The following is a 17,558-nucleotide window of genomic DNA, read 5'->3' on the forward strand; positions in this document are numbered from 1 at the left end:
TGCCGTACATTCAATAGGGTTGCCATTTTCGTCAGCCCATACGGATCCATCTTCATTGTAGAAGATGAACTTGGCACCCTTTTCAAAGCCAACAGTGATGTGCAATGTCATCTTACTTGGTTTATTTTCGTCAGGAAGGAATTCAACAGTAGTTACTTTCCAAGGGTATTCAAGCTGAAGTGCAGCTGTAAATAAAGAAGCATTATCCATAATGAGTACTCCATTCTGTTTGATATATCTAAGCGTACTCAAAATGGTTGTAACTATCAACAAAGTTTTAGTGGTTACCCACTATATTTGGCGAAAGGCCATAAAATCTTTTACCCTGCATTTTTAATCATTTATTACTGTCCGTATTATGGTACTCCTGAAGGGACTTAATGTTTCCGCATCCGCCCTTCTTAACTTCCTTTATTCCCTGTACTGCGGCTTTGGCTGCAGCAACTGTGGTGATGTAGGGAAGACGTGCCTTTATGGCTGCACGGCGAAGATATGCGTCATCATATTTTGCACCCTTTCCGATAGGTGTGTTAATTACAAGCTGAACCTCGCCATTTTTAATTATGTCCTCTACGTTGGGTCTGCCGCCCTCGTAGTTTTTCATAATTCTTGTGGCATCTATGCCTGCTTCTACGATGGTCTCATAGGTCTTGCCTGTTGCATAAATCCTGAAGCCATCATCAGCAAAGCCTTTGGCGATTTCTGCTGCTTCGGGCTTGTCCTCCTCATTCAGTGATATGAGAACCGCACCCTCGAGAGGAAGAATCGCACCAGCTGCCTCTTCTGCCTTAAAGAAGGCTTCTCCGGGAGTTTTTGCAAGTCCAAGTACCTCACCTGTTGAACGCATTTCAGGTCCAAGTACCGGATCAACCTCCGGGAACATATTGAAGGGGAATACAGCCTCTTTTACGCCATAATATTCAGGCTCTGTATTCTTCTTTGCATCTATGAGCCCCTGCACCGGCGAAGGTCTTCCTGTGAGCTCGGCCGTAATAATATCAGTTGCCACAGGAACCATTTTTATTCCGCAAACCTTGGATACAAGCGGCACTGTGCGGGATGCGCGGGGATTGGCTTCAAGTACATAAACAGTGTCATCCTCAATAGCATACTGCATATTCATAAGACCAACGACGTTCATTTCTACAGCAATCTTTCTGGTGTACTCCTCGATTGTCTTAAGATGCTTTTCAGAAATATGCTTTGAAGGAACGATGCAGGCAGAGTCTCCTGAGTGAATACCTGCAAGCTCGATGTGCTCCATAACTGCAGGAACAAATGCTCTCTCACCATCACTTATCGCATCCGCTTCACACTCCAGTGCATTATGAAGGAATCTGTCTATAAGAATCGGTCTGTCAGGTGTGACACCGACAGCTGCTCTCATGTAACCTTCCATGCTCTCTTCGTCGCGAACAATCTCCATTCCTCTTCCGCCAAGTACGAAAGAAGGACGAACCATTACAGGATATCCTATTCTTGCAGCTATAGCTTTTGCTTCCTCTACATTTGATGCCATTCCTGACTCCGCCATAGGTATCTCGAGCTTCTCCATCATCATGCGGAACTGATCTCTGTCCTCGGCAAGGTCTATTACCTCAGGAGTTGTTCCAAGGATATTTACGCCCTCTTCCTTGAGCTTAGCTGCGAGGTTAAGAGGTGTCTGGCCTCCGAACTGTGCTATAACTCCCACCGGTTTTTCCTTTTTATAAATCTGAAGAACATCCTCAAGTGTAAGAGGCTCGAAGTAAAGTGTATCCGAAGTATCGTAGTCTGTTGATACCGTCTCGGGATTGCAGTTTACAATGATTGTCTCAAAGCCGAGCTTCTTAAGAGCAAGTGCTGCATGTACACAGCAGTAGTCAAACTCGATACCCTGTCCGATTCTGTTGGGGCCACCACCGAGGATCATAATCTTCTTATTGGTGGATGACATATCCTTGGGATTCTCCAGCTGCGCATCAGTCTTATAAGTTGAGTAGTAATAAGCAGCGCCTTCGGTTCCGTATACATGTACGCCATCCCAGCTCTCAAGGAGTCCGAACTCCTCCCTCTTATTTCTGATATCATCTTCAGAAATATCAAGAAGTCCTGCAAGGTAGCGGTCTGCAAATCCGTCTTCTTTAGCTTTGACAAGGACTTCCTTAGTAGGAACTTTTCCTGCAAATTCGGATACGATAGCGCTCTCTTCATCTACAAGTTCTTTTATCTCTGTAAGGAAGTAGTGCTTAACCTTTGTGATATCAAATATCTCATCTACAGTCACACCCTTTTTGAAGGCTTCATATATAAGGAAATATCTCTCAGAAGAAGCATCCTTAAGCAGATGCAATAGCTCTTCCTTATCCATCTCCTCATATTTCTTCACATTACCAAGCCCGTATCTTCCCTTCTCAAGGGATCTTATCGCCTTCTGGAAAGCTTCCTTGAAGTTCTTACCGATGGACATTACTTCGCCCACAGCTCTCATCTGTGTTCCGAGCTTATCCTCCACGCCGTGGAATTTCTCAAACGCCCAGCGCGCGAACTTAACAACAACGTAGTCACCGTTCGGCACATACTTATCGAGAGTTCCGAACTTGGAATCAGGAAGCTCAGAGAGTGTAAGACCCGTTGCAAGCTTTGCTGATACAAGGGCAATCGGGAAACCGGTCGCCTTACTTGCAAGTGCAGAAGATCTTGAAGTTCTGGGGTTGATCTCAATTACAACAATTCTTCCGGTCTTCGGATCGTGAGCGAACTGTACGTTCGTACCACCGATAACTCCGATGTGCTCTACAATCTTATAGGCCTGGCGCTGCAACTCCTCCTGAAGCTTTTCATCTATAGTGAGCATAGGCGCAGTACAGAAGGAATCTCCCGTGTGGACACCGACAGGATCAACGTTTTCAATAAAGCATACGGTGATCATGTTGTTGTCCTTATCTCTTACAACCTCAAGCTCAAGCTCTTCCCATCCAAGGATTGACTCCTCAACAAGAACCTGATGGATGATGGATGCAGCAAGACCTCTGGCACAGACTGTCTGAAGTTCTTCCTTATTGTAAACAAGGCCGCCGCCTGCTCCGCCCATGGTGTAAGCAGGTCTTAAAACAACAGGATATCCAAGCTCATCAGCTTCAGCGAGCGCCTCTTCGATGCTGTAGCAGGCCTTGGATCTTGCCATCTCAATGCCAAGCATATCCATGGTCTTCTTGAACTCTGTTCTGTCCTCGCCTCGCTCAATGGCATCTACCTGAACACCTATAACCTTGACGTTATATTTTTCCAGGACACCTGCCTTATAAAGTTCTGAACACAAATTAAGACCAGATTGTCCTCCCAAATTGGGCAAAAGAGCATCCGGTCTTTCTTTTTCAATTACAGCGGCAACGCGCTCTACATTAAGGGGTTCAATATAAGTCCTGTCAGCCATCTCCGGATCTGTCATAATAGTAGCCGGATTGGAATTAACCAGGACGATTTCGTAGCCAAGACTCCTAAGCGCCTTGCAGGCCTGAGTTCCCGAATAGTCAAATTCGCAAGCCTGTCCGATGACAATAGGGCCTGAGCCGATTATTAGTACCTTGTGGATATCTGTTCTCTGTGCCATGTTACTCTCCCATTCCTAAAATTTTCCTCTAAAAATTTTATTATCCATGGAAGAATAAAACAAGTAGTAAATTTAATTATTTTTGGTTCTCTTTTTCTGCGATCGCAAACACGCGGTTAAACTCACAGACTAGATCTGCAATACCTTCAATTCCTACTGAAAGCCTTAATACCCTGTCATTGATTCCATTCTTTTCAAGAAGGGCACTTGGTACATCTGCATGTGTCTGAGTAATCGGATAGGTAATTAGTGTCTCTGTTCCGCCAAGGCTCTCAGCAAAATAAATAAGCTGAACATTATTAAGAATGGCGTGTGCAAATTCAGCAGAATCCACTTCAAATGTCACCATTGCCCCAAAGCCCTTTGCCTGCTTTTTCATGATCTCATAACCCGGATGCTCGGGGAGTCCGGGATAAATTACCTTTGTCACATGCTTGTTAGTTTTAAGATATTTTGCGAGTGCCAGCGCATTTTGTTGTGCCCTGTCGAGTCTTACCGCAAGAGTTCTGATTCCGCGAAGAATGAGCCAGCTATCAAAGGGTGAAAGTCCCGCACCTGTTGTCTTGTAGATGAATCTTAACCTCTCATCAAGCTCTTCATCCTTTACAATCACAAAGCCGCCTATAGTGTCGTGATGTCCTCCAAGGAACTTCGTTCCGGAATGAAGAACAATATCAGCTCCGAGGTTAAGAGGATTCTGAAAATAAGGTGACAAAAAAGTGTTATCCACTATAAGTAATAGTCCCTTTTCTTTAGTTGTTTTAGAGAGCTCTTCTATATCAGTTACATTCATCATAGGATTTGTGGGTGTCTCAAGATAAACGGCCTTCGTGTTTTCCTTTATATAAGGTGTTATATCCTCACTGCTAAGGCTAACCGCTGTATACTCAAGACCGTTCTTTTTGCTTATCTCATTAAAAAGTCTGATGCTCCCACCATAAAGATCTTCATCTATAATGAAGTGATCCCCGGGGCTAAAAAGCTCCATTACAGTAGCAATTGCTGCCATTCCGCTGGCAAATGCAATGGCATCCTTTCCGTTTTCAAGGTAAGCAACTATAGATTCCAATTGCTTTCTTGTCGGATTCTGCATTCTGGTATAATCATAGCCCGTTGTATCCCCAAGTCCCGGGTGTGCAAAAGTAGCTGTCTGATATATTGGATAGCTGATAGCTCCCCACTTATCCAGAAGATTTCTGTCCAGTTGCTGACACTTAGTCTCTATGCTGCAATTTATATCTGTACACTTGTTGCAACCACTGCAATCCATACTAATCACTCCCTTCAAGATCAGAATCTTTCTTTTGAACTGGTTTCTATCTGTGTGATCTTGCCATCATGTACAGTTATAGTTACAGTTCCGTACTTCAGGTTTTCAACCTGATTTCTTATCCTTTTCCATACGTCTTCCAACAAATCTTTTTCCACATCCGCCTTTGCCATAATTTTCTCCTCACCTGTCTATCCAAGACATTTTTATTTAAGAAGATATTACCTTGCCATAATATCCTGCACAATTTCATAAAGCTTATAGACTGCTATCATGATTTCTTACCCCTTCATATAGCTGAGTCATTGCCTGCTCAAGTATCTTTCTGGGACAGGCAATATTTATTCTTTCAAATAGAGCTGTCTCTCTTCCGAAAATGATTCCGGGATCAAGCCACAGATGTGCTTCATCAACTATCAGTTTTTCAAGTTCCTTATGATTATCAGTAAATTCGCTGAAATCGAGCCATATGAGATACGTCCCCTCAGGTTCTATAAGATGTATTTGAGGAAGCTTTTCTTTCAAAAAGTCCTTGACATAAGAAACATTCCCCTCGAGATATTCAATTAACTCATCAAGCCATTTTTCGCCCTTGGTATATGCCGACATTGTTGCTGTTAATCCGACAGCATTGCACTGACTATAACCTGCAGCCTCATTCTCAGCTACAAATACCCTTCTTATTTCTTCATTCGGAATGATTATGTTGGCTATCTGAAGACCTGCAATGTTGAAGGTCTTACTTGGAGAGGTGCCCACAATAAGCTTTCCGGTATACTCCTCTCCGAGTGAAATATAAGGCGTATGCTTATTTCCCTTGTAAATAAAATCAGAATGAATTTCATCTGCAAAAACATATACATCATGTTTTTTACATATATCAGCAATTCTCGTAAGTTCGTCTTTTGTCCATACTCTGCCCACCGGATTATGCGGACTGCAAAGAAGAAACAGCTTAACATTCTCTGAAATTATCTTCTTTTCAAAATCATCAAAATCAATTTCGTAGTGACCATTCTTATAAACAAGCTGGTTGTTTACCAATTTTCTGCCGTTTTGTTTAACCGTCTCAGCAAAGGGATAATAGACAGGCTGCTGTATCAGGATGGCATCGCCTTTATCCGTAAGTGCTCTTATCGCTGTCGCTATGGCATATACAACACCGGGTGTTAGAACATTCCAGTTGTCCTTTATTTCAAAACCATGTCTCTTAAGATACCAGTTTCTTAGCGCAGTTTTGTAATCATCTTTGGGATCGGTATATCCAAAGATCCCGTGCTTTACTCTTTTTTCTATGTCCTCTATCACTTCATCAGGAAGCTTAAAATCCATGTCTGCAACCCATAGTGGAAGCAGATCGTCTCTCTTTTTTCTTTCGGGACCGAAATCGTATTTGAGAGAGGAAGTGTTTTTGCGGTCTACTATTTTGTCAAAGTTGTATATTGTCATATTTACCCTCATCCGGCACTTCGTGCCACCTTCCCCCTAAAAGGGGGAAGGCTTTTGAATAATAAACTTTTATGTTTAATATACATATATTGAATATAGAAAGTGCTCCGGAAGCGGATGAGCTTCGGAGCAATTCTTTTTTCCGAAAGGAGATTTAGAACCGGAATTCATAATTTGCGTACTGTGAACAAATGATTTTCACATGTACTATTCTTATCTACATATTGGCTGGATATGTATAAATTGTCTCTACTCTGTTTTTATCAATCTGCAAAAAGCGGTGTTGAAAGGTATCTGTCACCTGAATCAGGAAGAAGAACTACTATATTCTTACCCTTGTTCTCAGGTCTTGCTGCAAGAATTGTTGCTGCCTTAAGTGCTGCACCTGATGAGATACCAACAAGTATTCCCTCTGAAACCGCAAACCTTTTGCCCTCTGCAAAAGCATCTTCATTCTCGATAGCAAGAACTTCATCGTAAACCTTTGTGTTAAGGGTTTCCGGAACGAAGCCTGCACCGATTCCCTGAATCTTGTGAGGTCCTGCTTCGCCCTTAGTAAGAACAGGGCTTGTAGCGGGCTCAACTGCAACAACCTTAACATCAGGATTCTGTTCCTTAAGATATTCACCAACACCTGTGATGGTTCCGCCTGTACCTACACCTGCAACAAAGATATCAACCTTACCGTCTGTCTGCTTCCAGATCTCAGGACCTGTAGTAGCCTTATGGATAGCAGGGTTAGCGGGATTTACGAACTGCCCGAGGATAATTGCTCCATCGATTTCCTTCTCGAGCTCTTCTGCCTTTGCAATTGCTCCCTTCATTCCCTTGGCACCCTCTGTAAGAACGATCTCAGCTCCGTATGCCTTAAGAAGATTTCTTCTCTCAACACTCATGGTATCAGGAAGTGTAAGTATTGCTCTGTAGCCCTTTGCTGCTGCAACTGCTGCAAGACCGATTCCTGTATTTCCGGATGTGGGCTCGATGATTGTTGCTCCGGGTTTAAGCTTTCCGCTCTTTTCAGCATCCTCTATCATGCTAAGTGCTACTCTGTCCTTTACGGATCCTGCAGGATTGAGATACTCAAGTTTTGCAAGAAGTGTTGCATCTGTAACTCCTGCCTTTTTGCTGTAGCCGTTAAGCTGTAAGATTGGTGTTCCCCCAATAAGATCAAGTGCGCTCTGATTAATGTATGCCATGATATTTCTCCTCCGTTTTTAATTTATTTTTCATTTCGTTTTTATGTGTCGTTTGTTGATATAAGGATAATAACACGGCACTCATCTTTGTAAAATGAAGTAATAATTATCGGTAGAAATAAACTTTACTTATTGCTTCGATAACTATCAGTTATACTCCTTAATCTCAGTTTTTATAAAGGAATCCAAAAGCTCTACGTATTTCTCTTTGGTTAGCTTAGGCTCATATTCATCAACTATCTTCTTCGCGGTTTTGGCATTGTCTCTAAGAAACCTATATGCCCCCAGAGCAAACACTTTTGCTGTCTCGATATACGCCAGTTCTTCGTCCACTACTTCAAAGTCAGCGCCATGGAATTTTCCTTCTATACCACCTGTATTAAATGTATAAACCGGTTGGATATGCTGAAGATCTCCAACGTCCGTGGAGCCACCGCTGAACTCTCCTTTATCATCTGCCACTTCCACGTTATACTTATCGCCGGCTGCTATTTTTGCTGCCTCAACAAGATCTTCCTCCGGAACCACCGGCAGCGTCGGCAGGTATCCCGGCATCGTCTCAATCTCAACAGTTGCTCCAAGCGCCGATCCGCCTGCGAAAAACGCTCTGTCAGTTTTGTTTGATGCATCAATTATGGCTTCGTTGTTCCCTGCTCTTACAAGGGTCTCTATAACAACCTCATCGGGGATTACATTTACGAGATCTCCACCCTTTGTCATAATCGGATGTATCCTTACATGATCTGTATCCTTGAAGGTCTCTCTGTGATAGCCAAGTGCTGCAAGTCCTAGTGAAGCAGCATTAAGAGCATTCACTCCAAGCTCTGGAGCAGCGGCAGCATGAGAAGCTTTTCCATGAACCTTTATTACCTTACTTACAAAGCCATTATTGGTTCTGCTGCTAAAGCTGATCTTATCTCCGTTTGAGCTGTGATGAGCTATCGAAAGATCGACATCATCAAATGCACCAATCCTAATAAGTTCACATTTTCCTCCGCCATATTTGATCTTTCCTTCATCCTTCAATTTGTTCTTGAATTCTACCTCGCCGTATTCCTCCGCAGGTACCGCAAAGAATACAACCTGTCCGTCGAGCGACTGTGCTATCTCTTTGTCGGAAAGAGCAATTGCCGCTCCCAGGATTCCTGTAAGCTGAGCATGATGTCCGCAGCAATGTGCTCCCTGACTCTTCTTGTTAAAATGAGGATGATTTGTAATTCTAAGAGCATCAAGTTCTCCGATAAGAGCAAGGCTTACATTGTCCTTTTTGTCCTGATTAAGATATGCCTTCACACCTGTTACTGCATGCCCCTCAGTAACCTCCAGTCCAAGTTTTTTTGTAAAATCCGCAAACTTTTCTGCTGTCCTGAACTCCTTGTATCCAAGCTCCGCATGATCATAAATATCTCTTGCAAATTCTATAATTTCATCTCTGTGCGAATCTATTATGTCTATAATTTTTTTCTCTATAGCATCCATATTATCCGGTCTCCATTCTGTCTGAAATTTTCGCCATCTTAGTTGTAGGAAGGGATTGACCAAAGCTCATTGTACTTAGGTCCGTTGTTCTCACCAATCCATGTAAGGAACTCTTCTGACTGATATGCATCCACAATATCTTTTGCCCACTGTGCATCTGCATTATCAGCATTTACTACAACCTGGAGCCAGAAATCCTCTGAAAGATTCTCATTGAAAAGTGCTGTGGAAGGATCAATTCCTGCGTTGTAAACAATACTTCCTGTAATAACACCAAAGTCAAAATCCGAAAGGCTTGTTGCGATGTAGGTTGTCTGAAGTTCATAGAACTCAAGATTGTACTTGTTCTCCTCAACATCCTCTGCGGAAGCTGTTGCAAAATCAGTTCCTTCTTTAAGTGTTATCCAACCGAGATCCTGAAGCATTACGAATGCTCTTGCCTGGTTTCCCGCATCCTGTGGAATTGCGATTACCTGCCCCTCTCCGATCTCATCAACCGATGCGTGCTTTTCTGAGAAAACAGATGCCGGTACGGTTGGAATCTTTGACAATGCTACGAGATTTCCTCCTGACTGTTCATTGTATGCTTTTAAAAATGCCGAGTGCTGTTCTACTGATACGTCTACGTCACCTGCGGTGATAGCTGCGTCTGCCTGATTAAGATCAAGCTCTGATACTTTGAAGGTGTATCCCTTCTTCTCCAGAATAGGAATTATCGCTTCTTCAAAAAGTTCTGTATAAGGGCCTACACCCTTTGCGTAGGTAATTTCTTTTTTATCCGACTGCGCTGCGCTTGCTTTCGCATTTGTTCCGCATCCTGTAAGTGAACCTGCAAGTAATCCTGCTAAAACCGCTGTTGCTGTAATCTTCTTTACCACTGTTAATTTTTTCATGTTTTTCTCCTCCGTTTTTCATTTATATTGCAAGCACACTTTTTATGCTTAGCTTCAACTGTTAGTTTGTTCTTGCCTTGACTGAAAGGTTGCTTCCAAGGCTCTGTATAAACTGGGTTACGATTATCAAAAATACTACGAGGGTGTACATCAGCTCAAAATTGAATCTGTTGTATCCATAATTAAGTACGAGACTTCCTATTCCGCCTCCTCCGATATATCCTGCCATAGCACTGGATCCTATCAGCCCGACGATTCCTGTTGTGATACTGAGGATTAGGGAACCTCTTGCCTCAGGGAGTATGAAGTAAAAAATTAGCTGAAATGGTGTAGCTCCCATCGATTTTGCTGCTTCGTAAATTCCTTTTCCCGTATCAAGAAGTGAATTCTCTATAAGTCTTGCCAGGAATGGAACTATATAAATTGTAAGCGGTACTATTGCTGCAGTTGGTCCGATTCTTGTTCCGATTATCGCTTTTGTGAGCGGCATCACTGCGATCAGGAGTACCACGAAAGGTGTGCTTCGAATTACATTGATGATCACGTTTATGACTGTGTATATCACCTTGTTTTCATACAGCCCGCCCTTCTTTGTAAATACAAGTGCTATTCCGATGATGAAGGCTAAAATAGCTCCGATTATGAGTGATATGCTTACCATATAGAGAGTTTCTTCAATTGAAGTGAATATTTTCTCCATCGGTATTCCGAGAAAATTTTCTATTTGTGCCATTTATACCACCTCCTTCAGTTCTTCTTTGTATTCTTCAAGTTCTTTGTAACCTACACCATGTAGGGTGAAATATTGCTCGGCTTTTTTGATTTCGATGTCCGAACCGATAATCTGAACTATATGTATTCCTAATATCTGTTCCTGTATCTCACTAATATTTGCAAATAGAATATTGGTTTCGATATCAAACTTTTTATTTACCTGTGCGAGTACTGACTCTGTACTGTCTGAGCTTTGGAACTTAAGTCTCAGGAGCTTATAATTTCTTGTATCCTCATAAATACTTTGAAGAAGCTTTTCCGGAACCTCATCCTGGATCACTGTCTTTACAAAGTTCTTTGTAATATCTGCCTTGGGTTCACTGAAAATATCTATTACATTCCCCTGTTCAACAATTCTTCCCGCTTCCATAACCGCCACATGATTGCATATGCTGGAAATAACATTCATTTCATGAGTAACAATTACAATTGTGACACCCAGTTCTCTGTTTATCTTCTTTAGAAGAGCCAGGATCGAATCTGTTGTCTTGGGATCAAGTGCACTTGTGGCTTCATCGCTTAGAAGAATGCTTGGCCTTGTTGCAAGTGCTCTTGCAATTCCTATTCTCTGCTTTTGTCCTCCGGAAAGTTTTCCGGGATATTCATCCCTCTTATCTTCCAGTTCTACGAACTTAAGCATCTGATCAACTCTCTCTTCGATTTCCTTTTTCGGTGTGTGATTGAGTTTTAATGGAAGTGCGATGTTTTCCCAAACTGTTTTGGTCTCAAGAATATTGAACTGTTGAAAAATCATCCCTATAGTTTTTCTTTTTGCTCTAAGCTCCTTAGGACTTAAACTATAGATGTCATTGCCGTCTACTGTTATTTTTCCGGATGTCGGTTTTTCAAGAGCATTTATTGTTCTTAGAAGTGTACTTTTTCCTGCTCCCGAAAATCCGATGAGTCCGAATATATCGCCGGTCTCTATTTCAAGATTTATATCCTGAAGAGCATTTACTTTATTTTTCTTTTGAGTAAATACTTTTCCAACGTTTTCAAATTTGATCATAATCTCCTCCTTCCCGATACTGCTTATCTTCTGTTGTTTTTCTGTTCGTTTGTTGTTAAGGAGATTATGCAGCCAAACCATCGAAGCGTAAAGCATACTAATCTTATAGGTGAATATAAGTTTTTCTTTTACCCATACGCACAAAACAAAAAAGAGACTTCTCCGCCCAGTATTCTTCAGGCTTTTGCCCTAAGAATAACTGATGAAGAAATCTCTTTATCACTTATCTGACTATATATTTTACTGTGAATTTTTGCTGAAATGTCTAATTCGTAGCTGAACTCCGGTCTTCTCAGACAGTTCCTTACATTTCTCTATATCTTCCTCAGGAAGAACATCGACAATAGACCATTTGACATCCTTTATTTCGTCCCTGCATTTTGTTGCAAAATCTATCATCTTTTCAAAGCCGTCATTAAACTGCGGTCTTGTAACTTCCTGATACTTTGCACTGTCCGGTGCATTAAGACTTATAGATACGCTGTCGATAACCTCGGAAAGCTCAGGAATTATATTCCTTCCGTTTTCTTCGTTTCCAAGTCCGTTGGTATTAAGACGTGTTTTCAGTCCCTTCTCTTCCCTGGCTGTCTTGGCTGCCGCAAGAAGGATATCCAGCGCGCAGGTGGGTTCTCCGTATCCGCAAAATACCAGCTCATCAAAACCAGTAAAATCAAAGTTTCGTATAGCATCAAGTACTTCCTCTTTCGTTGGATTTTGCTGATGCCACAGAGTATCGGAACTTCCTATTCCATCTTTCTGAAAACGTATGCAAAAGGTGCATCTGCAATTACATTTATTTGTAATGTTTGCATACACGCTGTTTTTGTATGTATATAAAATGTCTGCCACTTTGTCTCTCCTCCCAAAGCATAAATCTTCTTTCTCTTTTTTTAAAATTCAAAAATTGTCTTCTTAACACCAACTCCGTCAAATGCAGCAGCTGCAATATAAAAGAACAAAGCACTTCCGCATGACTGAACAAAGCTGCCCGCAAATGCAGGAATAAGCGCCACCTTTGCTCCAAAAATAAGCATCTCTGCTATATAATAGCCTGTTGCAGAAATAAAAAATGAAATAATCGGCGCTACAATATTCCGTTTATTAAGTAATGATGAACTGCGACTTGTAAAAGGAATAACGATGAGCATCTTAATGATTACTGTAGCTATAGTCCACATGGGCGCTGTAAGAAGATCTGCGAGACCTCCTCCAAGTGCACCTACGGCCATTGCATAGGGCGCCGGTAACATAGCTGCCGCAAGATAAATAACCGTATCGCCAAAATGAACATAACCGCCGTTTACACCAACCGGTATATGAAAAATGTATGCCGTAAAAATTGTGGTAAGCGCGGCCATAACACCGGTAAAGGCCATGAGCCTCGTCTTTGAGTTTACATTTTCTCTTTTCATAATGTGACTCCTCCTAAACCACCTGCCAATATTTTTTCAAAGTCAGCCCCATAATTTCCGTCCTCTTCGGTGGTAGCCAATATTGCTTTTCCTATAAATTCTGTAGTATCCGAAACTGCACTCGCTATGTCTTTTCCTTTAAGAACATTTCCAAGAAGCGATGCTGCAAAAAGATCGCCCGTACCGGAATAGCTTCGTCCATTATACTTGCACTCTATAACCTCAGTTCCACCTTCATGAACAACTAAGTTACAAAGCTTATCATTGTCCGTAAAAATCCCGGTAACCACTACGCTCTGCCTGTCACCGGTTCTAACTTTATTTGCAATATTTTCAATTTTCTTAAGATGATTGCCCTTAGCAGTGTCTCTGACAACCTGATCTGCCTTGGCTCCTGCAAGAATGCAGAGCTCCGTAAGATTAGGAGTGATGATGTCTGCTATCTCAGCCATCTTTTTAATCCTGGAAAGCAATCCGTCCGAATAGTTTGAATAGCACTCTCCTCCGTCTCCCATTACCGGATCCACAAGAAGTACTGTGTCCTTTTTATTGAATGTATTCACAAATTCCAGAACATAATCCGCTTCTCTCTCGTAGGGTATATATCCTGTCAGTATGCCGTCAAACTCTGCCTCAATCTTTTTCCACTCGGTAGTACAATGTCTGACCATATCCTTAGTATCATGCATGTAAAATGACGGGAAACCGGTTTGAGCAGTAAACAGCGCTGTGGGCACAGGATTAACTTCTATTCCCATCGCAGACAGTACTGATATATCTGCAATAAGCGAGCATTTGCCAAAGCCGGATAAATCATTAATAGCTGCAACCTTCATGTTTTCTACAAGTCTCCGTTTTTTGAATTATTTATGTGCCAATATACACCATTTCTGATTATATAAATATAGTCAATTTAAATACTTTTTATATGACCAGATTCTCTGTATACGTATCTCAGAAGTATTCTGTGCTAAATGAACATTGTTTATTATTGATCTACCCTTTAAAATAATAGGTAATACGACCATATCGGAGGTTTTCATTATGTTTTCAACAAAGGGAAGATATGCTCTTAGAATTATGATAGATCTTGCACAGCAGAAATCGGATTATCCTATTCCGCTTAAAGATATTGCTGAAAGAATCGGAGTATCAAAAAAATATCTTGAAATAATTGCAAAAGAACTGGTCAGCTCAAAGCTCCTTTCCGGAGCCAGCGGCAAGCATGGCGGGTACAAACTGACCAAATCGACTGAAGAATATACTATCGGGGAAATACTTGAAACCATGGAAGGCCCCATAACACCTGTAGCCTGTCTCCTTCCCGATGCAGAAAATTGCCCGCGTAAAAGTGATTGCAAAACTCTTCCCATGTGGGAGGAATATGCGAAAATCAGTCATGCCTTTTTCTATAGTAAAAAACTGACTGACCTTATAAGATAAGGGGCAGCCGCTTGCGCGACAGCCCTATCCTTTCCGTTCTCATTTAAAAATGATTTTCTGTTTTCAAGTCTGTAGCTCTTACCATTCATAGGTATCTTGTCACACTGGTAAGAAAATCTGTCCAGAATGGCTGTGGCAAGTGCTGCATCTCCGAGAAACTCAGTCCATTCCTCAAATCCTTTGTTGGTAGTAATGATTATCGAAGTACGCTCCTGAAGTTCCGATATCAAACAGCCTCACTTCTCACCTTCGGTTTTTGAGCAACATAAAAGAGCCCCGAAGCCAGGTTTTATAAATCCACACGAAGCTGCAAAGCCTATAAATACTACATTTTTCCTTCGGCGTGCTAAGGTTGAATAGCTCCGGCCAAACATCTCAATCAAAAATCCAATGGCTATTAATAGCTGATTTTCTCTACCCTTTTCGAGTTTTCAGATATTTTTTATTCTCATACATCCTTTTGTCTGCAGCTTCAAACACTTCAGCCACACAGGTCTCTTTATCATATTTAGCCATGCCGCATGCAATAATAATTTCGCCGTTAATAAGCGCTTCTTCATTATGCTGTGCTATCATCTTAACCAGTTCCTCACTGTGTGCGTAGTCCTCATCCTGAGAGATAACCACAAATTCATCTCCTCCGACTCTGTAAACAGGACTTCGCTTAAAGGTTCGGCAGATTATCTCACAGGCATCACATATGCACTTGTCTCCGGCCTCATGACCTTCAGTATCATTGATCTTCTTCAGATCATTTACATCAAGTACCACAATGACGAACTCATGACAGACTTTTCCATTTGCAGTTCTTACGACGGCCTGGTAAAACACCTTGATCCGGCTTTCATCTATTGCCCTGTCGCAGGCACCACTGATACTGATACTAGGATCCTCGTATAGATACATCCCTATGCGAAGCGGCATATTTTTTTCCGAGTCAAATCTGGAATTATTTTCGATAAGCTTCTTTACAGCTTCATGTGCTTTTTCTTCATCGGTATATATGCAGAAATGGTCAGCACTAAATCTGCTGCAGTTTTCATGGGAAAAGAGATCAACTATTTCCTCGGAAAATGCTTTAAGAACCCTGTCACCCTCTTCCAGACCATATCTCTGGTTATATACTTTCATACCATCAAAATCTGTAAACAGAATAACTGGAAGCCTGCCGCTATTTCGGATTTTAGAACAGCCAGCATCTGCCAGCTCAAAGAAATATGTCATGGAAGGAAGCCCGGTCAGATAATCATGCCCGGTCTTAATACTGATACTACGTTCAGCCAACTGATTCTTAAGGACATTTAATATGCCGTCTTTTTCATTCTTACCATCAGCAACAAAAGCCCCTTGGTCTGTATACCAGACAAAGGCAAGCCTTGTCCCATCTTCTTTATAGACATGCTTTCCATAAGCATGAATTATTCTATATTCACCATCTCTTTTTGACCTATAAACAACATCATAAACTCCGCCCTCCGTTGCAAAGCGGTATGCGGCGTCGCCTATTGAAGCCAAGTCATCCGGATGTGCATCACGATACATGTTGTTATCCATCAGATCATACACATCTTTTTATCCAGGTCCGTAAATCCAAACAACACCGAAAAGCCCTTGGAAAGGACTATTGTAATTACCCTTTTATCATGTTATGGTTAATTCTTAGCCGAACTGCATCTATTTTAGAAATTATTAACAAATCAACATCTCACCAAAAAAGCCATGAAGCATATGATGCTGCCCCATGGCTACTGCCTTAAGTATATGTGTAGCTCCTTCTACTCATCGTTAACACCTGCCAAAAGAACCATCCCCGTGGCAGGTTTTCTTTTCTATATACATAGCTTCATCTGCTTTTTCCATGAGTTCTTTGAGAGATTCGTTTTTTTCAGCATAGGCCATGCCAACACTCACCGTAAGTTCGAAGGGGAGCTTCTCTCTTGCTACTATCTCAGCAAGATTGCTGACAATTCGCTGCTTAAGATCTACACTTTCATCCTCACCACTACGAGTCGAAAGAATGACAAACTCATCTCCACCATATCTTGCAAGTATGGTTCCCTTTGGGATACCCTTACAGGATAACCTTATAGATTCTGCTATAAGCTTTAGTGCTCTGTCTCCCTGCAGGTGTCCATATGTATCATTGATTTGCTTAAAATGATTTGCATCAATCAGGTAAAGACAAATCCTCTCGTTGTCCGAATGGGTCCTCATCAAGTTTTCAAAACCGTAGCCAAGCTGCTTTCTATTATTAAGTCCTGTAAGCGGATCTAAAGATATCAGCTGATCCGTCCAGAGAAGGTAAAGCACAAGTGTCGTTATTGACATCGCAAAACAAGCTACAGGAAGTCTGGGATAAATAAACTGTAAAATGCCGGCTATTCCCGGGGCTATAGGGAATAGTGCCAGCTTAATAAGGAACTCTTTTTTGTCCTGCCCACTGTCATTAGCAATGTTTAATATTATTCTCACAAAAGCCACCACTATATAGCAATACGACAACACATACGTAAGAACAAACAGCGGTCCTCTGTGATATACTCCATCACTGTCAACATAGAACAAAAATCTGCCCACAAGGTTTGCCGCAAGGAGTAAAACCATCAGCCAGATTATCGAAGAAGACCTTATGACATTATTCCTTTTACTGGCAAAATTGGTCTCCCTAAGATGCTCAAAATACAAAAACCAGAAAAAACACATCAATGCTGTAGCAAGGAAATATATCTCCTTGCACGCCATCAGAACGATATTATTTCCCGGCATAACGCCCTCATTGACCAGCACAAATATGGTGTCTGAAGCAAAAAACACCATTTCCGCAATTATGGACATAGCAAAATTTCTCTGTGCAACCATCTTGGAAAGACCTCTGGTCTTATGAAGAACTATCTCAATCAGCACGAGAGAAAACAGATTTATTTCAAAATAGAGAATCGCATATTCGTGAGCCATTCCTCATCACCTTTTTATGCTCAATTATCTTAAAAATGCGTAAAACAAATAAGAGGAAGCTCGTGGCTCCCTCAATCATTATA

At 41.6% G+C, this 17,558-nt stretch carries 16 protein-coding genes and 1 pseudogene; 1 reads left to right on the forward strand and 16 read right to left on the reverse strand.

Annotation, left to right across the window (positions count from 1 at the left end):
- From BLR42_RS06590 to BLR42_RS06650, 13 genes and pseudogenes are all read right to left on the reverse strand, one after another.
- Positions 1–210 (reverse strand): annotated as a pseudogene (locus BLR42_RS06590) (hypothetical protein); the annotation flags it as partial.
- 127 nt (positions 211–337) lie between these two features.
- Positions 338–3,592, reverse strand: coding sequence for a carbamoyl-phosphate synthase large subunit (gene carB / locus BLR42_RS06595; RefSeq protein WP_091867658.1), 3,255 nt, complete (start codon positions 3,590–3,592; stop codon positions 338–340).
- A 76-nt stretch (positions 3,593–3,668) separates the two neighbouring features.
- Complete coding sequence (locus BLR42_RS06600; RefSeq protein ID WP_091867660.1) at positions 3,669–4,862, reverse strand: trans-sulfuration enzyme family protein; 1,194 nt, start codon at positions 4,860–4,862, stop codon at positions 3,669–3,671.
- A gap of 20 nt (positions 4,863–4,882) precedes the next feature.
- Complete coding sequence (locus tag BLR42_RS06605) at positions 4,883–5,035, reverse strand: YezD family protein (protein WP_022761470.1); 153 nt, start codon at positions 5,033–5,035, stop codon at positions 4,883–4,885.
- 85 nt (positions 5,036–5,120) lie between these two features.
- Entirely contained in the window at positions 5,121–6,311 is a 1,191-nt protein-coding gene (locus BLR42_RS06610) for a MalY/PatB family protein (protein ID WP_091867662.1), read from the reverse strand.
- A 263-nt stretch (positions 6,312–6,574) separates the two neighbouring features.
- Positions 6,575–7,510 carry a cysteine synthase A gene (gene cysK / locus BLR42_RS06615; protein WP_022761468.1) on the reverse strand — a complete coding sequence of 312 codons (936 nt, stop codon included), beginning with the start codon at positions 7,508–7,510 and terminating at the stop codon, positions 6,575–6,577.
- A gap of 147 nt (positions 7,511–7,657) precedes the next feature.
- Positions 7,658–8,989 carry an amidohydrolase gene (locus tag BLR42_RS06620; RefSeq protein ID WP_091867664.1) on the reverse strand — a complete coding sequence of 444 codons (1,332 nt, stop codon included), beginning with the start codon at positions 8,987–8,989 and terminating at the stop codon, positions 7,658–7,660.
- A 38-nt stretch (positions 8,990–9,027) separates the two neighbouring features.
- Positions 9,028–9,882, reverse strand: coding sequence for a MetQ/NlpA family ABC transporter substrate-binding protein (locus BLR42_RS06625; RefSeq protein WP_022761466.1), 855 nt, complete (start codon positions 9,880–9,882; stop codon positions 9,028–9,030).
- Between the two features lie 61 nt (positions 9,883–9,943).
- Positions 9,944–10,615, reverse strand: a complete 672-nt coding sequence (locus BLR42_RS06630) for a methionine ABC transporter permease (RefSeq protein ID WP_091867666.1) — start codon at positions 10,613–10,615, stop codon at positions 9,944–9,946.
- Positions 10,616–11,665 (reverse strand): methionine ABC transporter ATP-binding protein, encoded by a 1,050-nt coding sequence (locus BLR42_RS06635; protein ID WP_091867668.1) that lies wholly within the window; start codon positions 11,663–11,665, stop codon positions 10,616–10,618.
- 240 nt (positions 11,666–11,905) lie between these two features.
- Positions 11,906–12,514 carry a TIGR04100 family radical SAM protein gene (locus tag BLR42_RS06640; protein WP_091867670.1) on the reverse strand — a complete coding sequence of 203 codons (609 nt, stop codon included), beginning with the start codon at positions 12,512–12,514 and terminating at the stop codon, positions 11,906–11,908.
- A 41-nt stretch (positions 12,515–12,555) separates the two neighbouring features.
- A complete protein-coding gene (locus tag BLR42_RS06645) occupies positions 12,556–13,077 on the reverse strand; it encodes a TIGR04002 family protein (protein ID WP_022761461.1) in 522 nt (173 codons plus the stop codon).
- Positions 13,074–13,913 carry a PfkB family carbohydrate kinase gene (locus BLR42_RS06650; protein WP_091867672.1) on the reverse strand — a complete coding sequence of 280 codons (840 nt, stop codon included), beginning with the start codon at positions 13,911–13,913 and terminating at the stop codon, positions 13,074–13,076. Before BLR42_RS06650 ends, BLR42_RS06645 begins: the two co-directional genes overlap by 4 nt.
- Before the next feature lie 208 nt (positions 13,914–14,121).
- On the opposite strand from BLR42_RS06650, the gene BLR42_RS06655 reads away from it, so the two are divergent.
- A complete protein-coding gene (locus BLR42_RS06655) occupies positions 14,122–14,520 on the forward strand; it encodes an RrF2 family transcriptional regulator (RefSeq protein WP_091867674.1) in 399 nt (132 codons plus the stop codon).
- On the opposite strand, the gene BLR42_RS06660 is transcribed toward BLR42_RS06655, so the two are convergent.
- From BLR42_RS06660 to BLR42_RS06670, 3 genes are all read right to left on the reverse strand, one after another.
- The gene (locus BLR42_RS06660; protein ID WP_242879237.1) at positions 14,487–14,750 is read right to left on the reverse strand and encodes an ATP-binding protein; all 264 of its coding nucleotides are present in this window, start codon (positions 14,748–14,750) and stop codon (positions 14,487–14,489) included. The genes BLR42_RS06655 and BLR42_RS06660 overlap by 34 nt on opposite strands.
- A 184-nt stretch (positions 14,751–14,934) precedes the next feature.
- Complete coding sequence (locus BLR42_RS06665) at positions 14,935–16,074, reverse strand: diguanylate cyclase domain-containing protein (RefSeq protein ID WP_139165116.1); 1,140 nt, start codon at positions 16,072–16,074, stop codon at positions 14,935–14,937.
- A 231-nt stretch (positions 16,075–16,305) separates the two neighbouring features.
- Positions 16,306–17,475, reverse strand: coding sequence for a GGDEF domain-containing protein (locus tag BLR42_RS06670; protein WP_091867678.1), 1,170 nt, complete (start codon positions 17,473–17,475; stop codon positions 16,306–16,308).
- Between the last annotated feature and the right edge of the window lie 83 nt (positions 17,476–17,558).

It is taken from the genome of Butyrivibrio sp. INlla16 (assembly GCF_900104155.1).
Taxonomy (GTDB): Bacteria; Bacillota; Clostridia; order Lachnospirales; family Lachnospiraceae; genus Butyrivibrio.

Coding starts and splice junctions, on each gene's coding strand:
- BLR42_RS06605 (WP_022761470.1), bottom strand. CDS start 5,035: ATGGCAAAGGCGGATGTGGAAAAAGATTTGTTGGAAGACGTATGGAAA.
- BLR42_RS06650 (WP_091867672.1), bottom strand. CDS start 13,913: ATGAAGGTTGCAGCTATTAATGATTTATCCGGCTTTGGCAAATGCTCG.
- carB (WP_091867658.1), bottom strand. CDS start 3,592: ATGGCACAGAGAACAGATATCCACAAGGTACTAATAATCGGCTCAGGC.
- BLR42_RS06670 (WP_091867678.1), bottom strand. CDS start 17,475: ATGGCTCACGAATATGCGATTCTCTATTTTGAAATAAATCTGTTTTCT.
- BLR42_RS06645 (WP_022761461.1), bottom strand. CDS start 13,077: ATGAAAAGAGAAAATGTAAACTCAAAGACGAGGCTCATGGCCTTTACC.
- BLR42_RS06620 (WP_091867664.1), bottom strand. CDS start 8,989: ATGGATGCTATAGAGAAAAAAATTATAGACATAATAGATTCGCACAGA.
- BLR42_RS06655 (WP_091867674.1), top strand. CDS start 14,122: ATGTTTTCAACAAAGGGAAGATATGCTCTTAGAATTATGATAGATCTT.
- BLR42_RS06610 (WP_091867662.1), bottom strand. CDS start 6,311: ATGACAATATACAACTTTGACAAAATAGTAGACCGCAAAAACACTTCC.
- BLR42_RS06635 (WP_091867668.1), bottom strand. CDS start 11,665: ATGATCAAATTTGAAAACGTTGGAAAAGTATTTACTCAAAAGAAAAAT.
- cysK (WP_022761468.1), bottom strand. CDS start 7,510: ATGGCATACATTAATCAGAGCGCACTTGATCTTATTGGGGGAACACCA.
- BLR42_RS06625 (WP_022761466.1), bottom strand. CDS start 9,882: ATGAAAAAATTAACAGTGGTAAAGAAGATTACAGCAACAGCGGTTTTA.
- BLR42_RS06665 (WP_139165116.1), bottom strand. CDS start 16,074: ATGGATAACAACATGTATCGTGATGCACATCCGGATGACTTGGCTTCA.
- BLR42_RS06600 (WP_091867660.1), bottom strand. CDS start 4,862: ATGGATTGCAGTGGTTGCAACAAGTGTACAGATATAAATTGCAGCATA.
- BLR42_RS06630 (WP_091867666.1), bottom strand. CDS start 10,615: ATGGCACAAATAGAAAATTTTCTCGGAATACCGATGGAGAAAATATTC.